The organism is Streptococcus sp. HMSC064H09, assembly GCF_001812625.1.
Classification (GTDB): Bacteria; Bacillota; Bacilli; order Lactobacillales; family Streptococcaceae; genus Streptococcus.
Window position 1 is genome coordinate 1,266 of the sequence record NZ_KV809616.1, and the last position, 1,897, is coordinate 3,162.

Annotated in this window: 1 pseudogene; it reads left to right on the top strand. The window is 42.9% G+C overall.

What is annotated here, in order from left to right:
* Nucleotides 1-475 precede the first annotated feature (475 nt).
* Nucleotides 476-1,897: pseudogene (locus HMPREF2867_RS11785) on the top strand (YSIRK-type signal peptide-containing protein); the annotation flags it as partial.

The following is a 1,897-nucleotide window of genomic DNA, read 5'->3' on the forward strand; positions in this document are numbered from 1 at the left end:
CGCAAAAAAGAAGACTAAGATAGTTCATAGGTTAGATCCCTCAACATAGTTAGTTAGGCTATTTCGGTTTTCGAAAAAAGAGACTCATCCCATAAGGGGTGGGTCTCTTTTGTGTCTATTACAAGACAGTTCTTGTTTATATTAAAAAATTAGATAAAAATTCAAAAGGTGAAGAGATTTATTCAAAAAATATTAGTAACTTAGATTATAGAGGAAATTCCCATAAATAGTGATATGCATGAAAATGCTTATATGAAAAGGTTTGATTATTTTCACGAGGATCTAGTTACTAATCATAATTCGTTTTTTATATTGATTAAAAATTAGAGAAAATGCTTGCTTAAAGATTAAAAAAAGGATATGATAGACTTCGGAAGAAGGTTAATAAATGTATAGAGTGCGTGTTTTTTCAATAACGTCTTCGTTTTTTTGACGTGCCTTGGGGTACAAGGATTAACATATAGGAAGATTTTGAATGAAACAAGCAAATCATGTTTTTGAAAAAGTGACAAAATACGCCATTCGTAAATTGTCAGTAGGTGTAGGGCCAGTTGCTATCGGGACATTCTTGTTAGCAGGTGGTCTTTTCGTGTCTAAACCAGTTTCGGCAGACCAGGTTACTTCGGATGCATCGGTACACATGGCCTATGTCACAGAAAATGAATTAACAGCTGAAGAGCAGAAGCAAGTGGTACATGCTATTCCTAAGGAATATCAAAATGAGGACACTTTTTATCTGGTTTATAAACGTAAGGGAGACAGTCAAGCTACTCTTCCTCAGACAGGAAGCTCTGACTGGGCAGCGACAGGTTTGGGATTGGCAACAGCGACTATGGCTGTGTTGCTATTTTCAAAAAAACATCGTAAAAAAATTATTGGCTTGGTCTTGATTGGGGCCGCAGGGCAAAGTCTCCTTGTGCCGATAGAGGTTCTTGCCTTGCAAAACAAGGAGTTGCAGGCCTATAATCAAACTCTTGCGGTTTCAAATAAAGAAGATTTGGCTAAGGGTGTTATTGCCATTGATGGTTATGAGTATGTGGGTTATCTGCGTTACTCTGCTAAGCCGGAGCTTGAACAACCTTTGGAGAATACTTTGCAAGGGCTTGAGTCTTCAATAAAAGAAGATAATACAGTTAGTCAGGGGACAGCTGATAGGGATAGTAAGGGAATCAGTTGGAAAAAGGAACACAGGAGCCGGGTCATGAAGGCGAGGCAGCTGTTCAACCTGCTAACCCAGAGTACACTGGACCAATTAGCGCTAAAGGTACGCAAGAATCAGGTCATGAAGGCGAGGCAGCTGTTCAACCTGCAAATCCAGATTACACTGGTCCAATTAGCGCTAAAGGTACGCAAGAATCAGGTTACGAAGGCGAATCTCTAGTTCAACCTGCTAACCCAGAGTACACTGGACCGATTAGTGCCAATGGTACCCAAGAAGTTGGTCACGAAGGCGAAGCAGCTGTTCAACCTGTCGCTCCAGAGTACACAGGTTCAATCAGTAGCGATACTACAAGTGCTAATGGAACGCAGGAAGTTGGTCACGAGGGTGAAGCATGGGTCCAACCGGCTAATCCAGAGTACACTGGACCAATCAGTGCTAACGGTACCCAAGAAGTTGGTCATGAAGGCGAGGCAGTGGTTCAACCCGCAAATCCAGAGTACACCGGTCCAATCAGTGCCAATGGTACCCAGGAAGTTGGACACGAAGGCGAGGCAGTGGTTCAACCAGCTAACCCAGAGTACACTGGTCCAATCAGTGCCAATGGTACCCAAGAAGTTGGACACGAAGGCGAAGCTCTAGTTCAGCCCGCCAATCCAGCGTATACCGGTCCAATCAGTGCTAATGGTACCCAAGAAGTTGGTCACGAAGGCGAGGCAGTGGTTCAACCAGCTAACC